This window comes from Paenibacillus cellulosilyticus (assembly GCF_003182255.1).
Taxonomy (GTDB): domain Bacteria; phylum Bacillota; class Bacilli; order Paenibacillales; family Paenibacillaceae; genus Paenibacillus_T; species Paenibacillus_T cellulosilyticus.
Window position 1 is genome coordinate 1 of the sequence record NZ_QGTQ01000058.1, and the last position, 8,692, is coordinate 8,692.

The 8,692-nt window shown below is 50.0% G+C and carries 5 protein-coding genes; 1 reads left to right on the forward strand and 4 read right to left on the reverse strand.

All coding sequences use genetic code 11. The features are described from left to right. Positions 1-149 precede the first annotated feature (149 nt). The gene (locus DFQ01_RS30545; protein ID WP_281272055.1) at positions 150-881 is read left to right on the forward strand and encodes an IS3 family transposase; all 732 of its coding nucleotides are present in this window, start codon (positions 150-152) and stop codon (positions 879-881) included. A 108-nt stretch (positions 882-989) separates the two neighbouring features. Here DFQ01_RS30545 and DFQ01_RS30550 read toward each other — a convergent pair whose 3' ends face one another. The 4 genes from DFQ01_RS30550 to DFQ01_RS30565 form a co-directional block, all read right to left on the reverse strand. Further along, positions 990-2,135, reverse strand: a complete 1,146-nt coding sequence (locus DFQ01_RS30550) for a copper amine oxidase N-terminal domain-containing protein (protein WP_110047684.1) — start codon at positions 2,133-2,135, stop codon at positions 990-992. Between the two features lie 245 nt (positions 2,136-2,380). Continuing rightward, complete coding sequence (gene murC / locus DFQ01_RS30555) at positions 2,381-3,763, reverse strand: UDP-N-acetylmuramate--L-alanine ligase (RefSeq protein WP_110047685.1); 1,383 nt, start codon at positions 3,761-3,763, stop codon at positions 2,381-2,383. A 7-nt stretch (positions 3,764-3,770) separates the two neighbouring features. Next, positions 3,771-5,159: a bifunctional folylpolyglutamate synthase/dihydrofolate synthase gene (locus DFQ01_RS30560; RefSeq protein WP_110047686.1), complete on the reverse strand. Its 1,389-nt coding sequence runs from the start codon at positions 5,157-5,159 to the stop codon at positions 3,771-3,773. A 358-nt stretch (positions 5,160-5,517) separates the two neighbouring features. Next, positions 5,518-8,178, reverse strand: a complete 2,661-nt coding sequence (locus DFQ01_RS30565; protein ID WP_146216943.1) for a valine--tRNA ligase — start codon at positions 8,176-8,178, stop codon at positions 5,518-5,520. Between the last annotated feature and the right edge of the window lie 514 nt (positions 8,179-8,692).

The following is an 8,692-nucleotide window of genomic DNA, read 5'->3' on the forward strand; positions in this document are numbered from 1 at the left end:
AACGCAGCACCTTCCAAGATGCTATGTATTCACAGCACAACAGTTTTTTAGAGGCCTCCTGGTAAAGGTGGCCTCCATTAGAGAGTGACATTTTCATAGCACAGTTAAAGTGACATTTTCTCAGACGATTGACAGATCCAGATGCTGAGTTGAAAATGATGATTACCGCAATTTACGAACGATGGGATAAGAAAGCGGGATACCGACGAATTCAAGATGAGCTGTTCCGCCAGTATAGTCTTGTCGTTAATCATAAAAAGGTGCTGCGTCTCATGCGGGAGTTAGGCATACAAGCGATTATCCGCCGTAAATACAAACATCGGACAAGTCAACAGGCAGCAATTGCAGACGGGCGAATTGCGGAGAATTTACTACAGCGTGATTTTACAGCTGATGCACCTAATCGCAAGTGGGTCACCGACATTACACAATATCGCGTATTCGATGAGCGCATCTATTTATCTGTTATCAAAGACCTCTGGAACAACGAAATCATCGCGTACCACATCAGCAAGAATAATGACAATCCGCTTGTACTGGAGACGTTTAGGAAGGCCTTAGACACACATAAGGACGTGAACGGCTTGATCGTTCACAGCGATCAAGGAAGCCAGTACACGTCCCATGCATACCACGACATGCTGCCACAGGTTGGAGCCCAAATCAGCATGTCCAGACGAGGCAATTGTTACGACAACGCCTCTATGGAAAGCTTTTTCTCTCATCTGAAAGTTGAAGCCCTCTACCCCTATGATATACGAAATATTGCTGAGGCTCAAAGGCGAATTGAAGAATATATACGTTTTTATAACGAGGAACGCTCACAACGTAAACTAAACAAGCTGACGCCAGTTGAATACCGACGTCAGCTTATAGTCTAGGTGTTTTTTATTTGTCCACTAAATGGGGTCTTGACCAACTTGTTCAAGCGTCCATCTTACGGGTCTTTCGTATAATCCATAAGCGATTATAACTCAACTAGTCAAGCACTACAATTCAGCAACCTCTTGAATCAGCCAGTTGTTCGACTCATCTTTGACTAAGAAGAACACGGCTTCATATGGATACTCATTTTCTTCGTCCTCAGCATCCCACGCAACATAAACCTCCGCCGTGCCTGCTTGTTCATCTGCCCCGATAATCGACAAGTCAGTCAACGTATAGCGCGTGTCGTACTCATCAAAATCATAGGACCAGAAATCAATCATAGCTCCAGCAATGATGGAGTCTTCAGCAAACATTCCTTCTATTTCATCCAAATTCTCAGCATTCAAATTGTCGGTTAATTGATCGACAACTTCATTTACACTTGCTGCGAATGCTTCTGTCGTCTCGACTGGCTCAGTAGACAGATCGTAGTAGAAGTCTTCCACATTCTCTTGTTTGATTTTCCAAACGCCTGTACTATCTTTAACCATCGTGTAGGCCAGTACATAGATCTCATCAATGAGATAAGGACTCGGATAATCGATGTGAACCTCTGCTTCGATCGTTGCTTGCGTTTTCGTGAAGTTTGTTACTTTGGCCGATTGAACCGTGAATACGACAGCCTCTCCATCAAGCTGCAGCATGTCTTCCTCATCTTCTGCACTCCAGCTAGCAGGCAGCCATGCGGATTTAACGCCTTTCGCATCTTGCTTGGACAAAGCCGAGAAGTACGTTTTCACTGTATTGATCGCCTTCTGCTTGCTCTGGGCCTCTACAGAAGCTGGGGAGGAGATGTTCAACTGGCTCTTGCCGTCCCATACAGCGGTTCCTCCGAACGTCTTAACGACAAATTCTGCTGGAACGATGACATAGCCCTTCACGCTAGTTGGCGCAAGGGTAAGAGCTTGCTTCCCACCATTAACGTATGCCGTCTTGCTCTCAAGCGTCAGCTTAATCGACGTTGATCCCTTCTTTAGCGTCGCAGCCTTCGTCTTCGCATCAAAGGCATAAGTAGCGCCAAGCTGTGCCGCAAGAGGCTTAGCCTCGACAAGCGTCGCATTCGCTTTGCGAACAGGTGCCTGCGTCAGCTTGAGCGCCTTACCATCAACCGTAATCGTGACCGGAGCGGCTGCGGCGAATGCATAAGCCGGAACTAACATCAAAGCCAAGCTAAACAACAGGATAATAGAAACTCTTTTTTTTAACATAACGAACCTTCCCCTCTATATTTTCTATTAATGTATCGTCATTCAACCTTCATTTATTAAGTTACACATCATAAATTAAGTCATTTTACTTACAAGAAATAGTCGATAGAATGGATTAATTTGTTTTTTTCATAAAACTTTATTTGAGCAGCATAAAAAAGAGGCCGTTCCAAAAGTCGAATGTACGACCTTAGAAACAGCCTCGCTACCTATTGTTTGTTACGTTACAGGTGTCCCGACAGCTTCTACAAGCTGTCCGCCAGTGCCGCTGCAACCTTCCAAATGTCGCCTGCGCCCATCGTAATGATCAGATCGCCAGGTTTCATCGCAGCTTTTAGCTTTTCAAGCACTTCTTCCTTCGTCGGAATGTAGTGCGTATTCGTATTGCTGTTCTGAATGATCAATTCAACGAGCTTACGGGAGCTTACTCCCTCAATCTGCTGTTCGCCTGCGGGGGAATAAATATCGGTAATAATAACCTCATCCGCTTCGCCGAAGGCACAGCTGAACTGCTCCAACAGGAAATACGTCCGTGTATAGCGCTGCGGCTGGAATACCGCTACAATCCGCTTGCCCGTTGCTTTGGCAGCACTGATCGTTGCTTGGATCTCCGTCGGGTGATGCGCGTAGTCGTCGATGACAAGAATATCATTCTTCTCGCCGAGCACATGGAAGCGGCGCTTCGCACCACGGAACTGCTTAATTGCATCTGCGACATTCGCGAATGGCAGTCCTGCCTCCAAGCACGTAATGATTGTCGCCATCGCATTGTAGACGTTGTGACGTCCCGGTACCGAAAGCTCGACTTGGCCAAGCTCTGCACCTTGATGATGAAGCTTGAACGTTACCTTGCGGTCGCCAAGCTCAATGTCCGTCGCGCGATATTGCGCATCGCAATCGATGCCGTACGTAATGACTTGGTCAGCACGCAGCGAACCGCTGTTCACTTGCGGCAGCAGCTCTTGCAGGTTTGTATCGTCGATGCAAACAATCGCTTTGCCGTCCGACTTCACTTGCTGAAGGAACTGCACATAAGCGCTCTTCAATTTATTGAAATCGCCGTCATAGTTCTCAAGATGATCCGGCTCGATGTTCGTCACAATCGCCATTGCGGGGTGGTACTGCAGGAACGAACCGTCGCTTTCATCCGCTTCCGCTACGACATATTCGCCCTTGCCTGCTTTAGCATTCGTTCCAACGTTAACAATCTCGCCACCGATAATGAAGGTTGGATCGATCCCGCACGTTTCCATGACGAGCGCAATCATCGATGATGTCGTCGTCTTGCCATGCGCGCCAGCAACAGCTACGCCTTTGCCCGCATTCATCAAACGAGCAAGCATTTGTGCGCGATGAAGAATTGGAATGTTAAGCGCTTCTGCTGCTTGTCGCTCGACATTATCCTTCGGGAGTGCCGTCGAGTACACGACAAGGTCGGCGCCCTTTACGTTATCCGCTTCGTGACCGATGTAGATGCCGGCGCCTTTCTGTGCCAGCTTCTCGGCCAACTCTGCTTTGACAACGTCAGACCCCGTTACTTTATAGCCCATTTCCAGCATGACTCGCGCAATTGCGCTCATTCCGTAACCGCCGATGCCGATAAAATGCACATGTTCAGCCGTATTCAAAGACGGTTCACCAACCTTTTTCAGAATCCGTAATATGAAGCAGTTGAGCGCGCACGTCAGAGATCAGGTACAGCGTACCGGTCACGACGCCAAGATCACCTTCACCTATTAGCTGCTTAAGCCTATCAAGCGCCGCACGCCAATCCGGCTCAACGATAAGGTTAACCGAAGAGCCAATTTCCTCCGCTATTTCCCGAACGATTGACGCGAACGACTCCGCACTCATCTTTTTGCGAAAATCTGGCTCGGTCACGATCAGTGAATCCGCTATTGGCAGTATATGCCGGAGAGTCTTCGTGTGATTCTTATTCTCGAGCATTCCCATCATGACATGTGCCCGTTTATACGTATAAGTAGACTTCAGTGCAGCGGCTAAAGTCTGCGCTCCCTCTGGATTGTGAGCTCCATCGAGCAAAATCCGCGGCTCGCGGGACACCATCTCCAGTCGACCCGGCCATGCTGCTGAGCGAAGTCCATCATTTAGCTGCTCATCATCAACCAAGAGTGCATTGTATTGACGGAGCACTTCAAGCGCCATGACTGTAACTGCAGCGTTCGCAACCTGATGCGCGCCGTTAAGCGAAATCTCAAGCGGCTCGACTGCGCGGAACGGTCCGCGGAAACGGAACGTCTGCCGATCTTCTTGTACCTCAATCGATTCATAATGGAACTGCTCGCCGAGCAAGTACAACGTGCTCTTCGACTGTGCAGCCTTTTCCTTCAGAATCGCGATTACCTCCGGCTGCGTTGCCGTGCTTACCACTGGTACGCCTGGCTTAATAATGCCAGCCTTCTCCCAAGCAACCTTCTCAATCGTATCGCCGAGAATGTCCATATGATCGTGACCGACGTTCGTAATGACCGAAATTGCAGGCGAGACAATGTTCGTCACGTCCATGCGGCCGCCAAGACCCGTCTCCCAAACGACATAGTCAGGGAAGGTTACTTTGGCAAAATACAAAATCGCAATCGCCGTCGACACCTCAAACATCGTAGGTGAGCCTAGGTCCGTTGCTGCAATTTCTTCCACATGCGGCTTCAGCATATTGGACAGATCACGCAGCGTTTCCTCAGGAATGTCTTGACCGTTGTATTGGAAACGATTCGTAAATTTCGTGATGTAAGGCGACGTGAACGTGCCGACGTCATAACCGCTCTTCAGCAGGACCGACGTCAAATAAGCACATGCCGAGCCTTTGCCATTCGTGCCTGCAACATGGATGAAGCGCAGTCTGCGCTCCGGATTGCCGAGCCGCTCCAGGAGCAGCTGCATCCGTTCTAATCCTGGACGAACCCCAAACGGAATAAGACTATTAATCCAATCCGCCGCCTCTTGATATGTAGAGAGCGGAGCGGCGTTATCCGCCGCTGCCGCATCAATGCGTTGTTCACTCATCTGTTTCACTACCTTCCTTCTAGAGGTTGTTCAAAAAGTCGTCCTTTGATCACGAAGCAAGTCAGGTAGCCTACTCGACGTCGAACATTGCGTTCACCTTCGAAAAGCGTATGCTTGCGAAGTATGTTTCCTCCGGAAACATTTCAGGTACTCATGTAGGTTTGCCTACACTCCGTTCCTCTGAAGTTGTTATTTGCGACACTTCAGGCGTTACAACCCGCGAGCAAATAACAACTTCGTAAGCATAAGATCTTTAGGTTCTCGCGATCTTCTCGGCGGACGAAAATCCGACTTTTTGAACACGCACTTATAGAGGCCGTTCAAAAAGTCCGCTTTTTGAACCCACACTTATAGCACCTTACGCGCGAAGCTCAGCAATACGGGCAATGACTTTATCGCGTTTGTCCGCGTAGTCCGCCATTTTTGCTTTCTCTTCTTCGATAACCTTCGCTGGCGCTTTCGAAACGAAGCCTTCATTGCCAAGCTTCTTCTCGATACGCTCTACTTCACCGTTCAGCGTCTTCAGCTCTTTCTCAAGACGTGTTATTTCCTGGGTAATATCGATCAGACCTGCAAGCGGCAGAAGCAGTTCTGCGCCTGTCACAACAGCAGACATCGCTTTATCCGGCGTCTCGATGGCAAGGCCGGCATCAAGCTTCGACGTACCGCAGAAGCGCTCGATGAACTCGCGGTTGCGATCAACGATAGCAAGCTCAGCTTCACTGGACGGCTTGATCAGCAGCTCGATTTTTTTGCTCATTGGCACGTTTACTTCTGCACGGATATTACGAACCGCACGGATCATATCCATGAGCAATTCCATCTCGCGAACCGCTTCTGGCGATTCCAGTGCTGGATCGAATGTTGGCCATGCAGCAAGCGTAATCGTCTCGCCTTCATGCGGCAAGTGTTGCCAAATCTCTTCACTAATAAACGGCATGAACGGATGGATCAGACGCTGCGTACGATCGAGTACATAAGCGAGAACCGATTGCGTCGCTTTCTTCGCAGCGGCATCGGTGCCGTACAGGTTCAGCTTCGCGAATTCGATGTACCAGTCGCACAGGTCATCCCAGATAAAGTTGTAAAGCAGACGTCCCGTTTCGCCGAAATCATAAGTATCGATCAGACGCGTAACGTCGCGACAAGTCTCGTTCAGGCGGTGCAGAATCCAACGATCAGCCGTTCCCAGCGGTACCGTAATATCGATATCGGCAGCCGAAACGCCTTCCAGGTTCATGAGCGCGAAGCGCGAAGCGTTCCAGATCTTGTTCGCGAAGTTGCGCGCTTGCTCAACCTTCTCCCAACGGAAGCGCAGGTCTTGACCTGGCGTGTTGTTCGTCGAGAGCATGAAGCGCATAGCGTCTGCGCCGTATTTCTCAATCACGTCCAGCGGGTCAACGCCGTTGCCCAGCGACTTGGACATCTTCTGGTTGTTCTCGTCACGAACGAGACCGTGCATGAGCACGTCCTTGAACGGAATTTGATCCGTGAACTCAAGCGCCGTAAAGATCATGCGCGCAACCCAGAAGTAAATAATATCGTAGCCCGTTACGAGCAAATCCGTCGGATAGAAACGTTTGAAGTCTTCATGGTTCTCATCCGGCCAGCCGAGCGTCGAGAACGGCCACAGTGCGGAGCTGAACCACGTATCGAGTACGTCTTCATCCTGCTTCCATGGCGAACCTTCGTTGTCGGCGCCTTCTGGAGCCTCTACGCCTACGAATGTTTCGCCCGTTTCCGTGTTGTACCAAGCCGGGATACGATGACCCCACCACAGCTGACGAGAAATGCACCAGTCGCGTACATTCTCGATCCATTGCAGGTACGTCCGCTCGAAACGATCCGGCACGAAGTTAACGCCGTTGCCGCTCTTCTGTGCTTCGATCGCACGATCAGCCAGCGGCTTCATCGATACGAACCACTGCGTCGACAAGTATGGCTCAACAACCGCGCCGCTGCGCTCGGAGTGTCCAACTTGGTGTACATGCTCCTCGATGCGGATGCAAATGCCTTGCTCCTGCATATCCTTCACGATGGCTTTGCGGCAATCCGCACGATCCAAACCTTGGTAAGGACCAGCATGCTCATTCATCTTGCCGCTCTCATCCATAACCGTAATTTGCGGCAGATCATGACGCAGGCCTACTTCGAAGTCGTTCGGATCGTGAGCTGGCGTAATTTTCACAGCACCGGAGCCGAAGTCCTTCTCGACATACTCATCGCCAACGATTGGAATCTCGCGGCCGATAATCGGCAGCACAAGCTTCTGTCCGATCAGATGCTTGTAGCGCTCATCCTCCGGATGAACGGCAACCGCTGTATCGCCGAGCATCGTTTCTGGACGCGTCGTTGCAACGATAATATGTCCGCTGCCATCAGCAAGCGGGTATTGCAAGTGGTACAGTGCGCCTGTTACTTCTTTATATTCAACCTCAATATCGGACAACGCCGTACGAGCGGCAGGGTCCCAGTTGATGATTTTCTTACCACGGTAGATTAAGCCCTTCTCATAGAGACGGACGAATACTTGACGAACAGCTTGGGACAAACCTTCATCCAGCGTGAAGCGTTCGCGGGAGTAATCGAGGCCAAAGCCCATTTTCGCCCATTGCTCGCGAATCGTATTGTTGTACGTATCTTTCCATTCCCATACTTTCTCAAGGAACTTCTCACGGCCAAGATCGTAGCGGGACAGACCTTGCTCACGCAGCTTCTGCTCAACTTTCGTTTGTGTTGCGATACCCGCATGGTCGCTGCCTGGCAGCCAGAGTGCATCATAGCCCTGCATCCGCTTCGTACGCGTCATAATATCCTGCAGCGTGAAGTCCAGCGCATGCCCGATATGCAGCATGCCTGTTACGTTCGGAGGAGGAATCACGATCGTATATTTCGGTGCATCAGGACGCTTGCCCGCTTCGAAATAGCGGCCTTTCATCCAGTAGTCGTACCATTTGGCTTCCGCGCTCTTCGGATCATATGTCGTCGGCATCGCGGTCGTTGCTTGATTATCAGACATGTTCACTACCCCCATCACCTATTAGAAAAATAAAAAAAACCTTCCGTCGCAAAGGACGAAAGGTTCTAGCTTCCGTGGTACCACCTTCATTCCATGCAGCTTGTGAGCGAATCACTCGCACCGCATGGCACTCAAACAGATAACGGCTGTGTCCGGCCGAACCTATCAGCTGCATCCTGTATAGCAGCGTTCAGTCCTGGCAACTCCGGGGCGACACGCGGCATCGACATTCCTGCGGATCCTCTCAGCGTAACGGCTCCGCTCTCTGAAGGCACGAATACTGCGCTTCCCTTTCCTTGTTGTTGCTCCTATTGTTCGCGATAGCTGAGTAGGTCGATTCATCGAAACCTGTCGTCAGCATGCATATACCGTAATAATACTTCTCTTAAGGAAACAAGTCAACCAAGGTGAAACGCCTATGTTGTTCTGCTGTGATAATGTCACCCCATAACTGTTCTGAGATAATGTCACTATGGGACAGGAGACAATTACATTGAGCAGAGAAGAAATGAAG

What these genes read in the sequence shown, in the direction of transcription:
- DFQ01_RS30550 (WP_110047684.1), bottom strand. Translation starts at nt 2,135, where the DNA reads ATGTTAAAAAAAAGAGTTTCTATTATCCTGTTGTTTAGCTTGGCTTTG.
- DFQ01_RS30560 (WP_110047686.1), bottom strand. Translation starts at nt 5,159, where the DNA reads ATGAGTGAACAACGCATTGATGCGGCAGCGGCGGATAACGCCGCTCCG.
- DFQ01_RS30565 (WP_146216943.1), bottom strand. Translation starts at nt 8,178, where the DNA reads ATGTCTGATAATCAAGCAACGACCGCGATGCCGACGACATATGATCCG.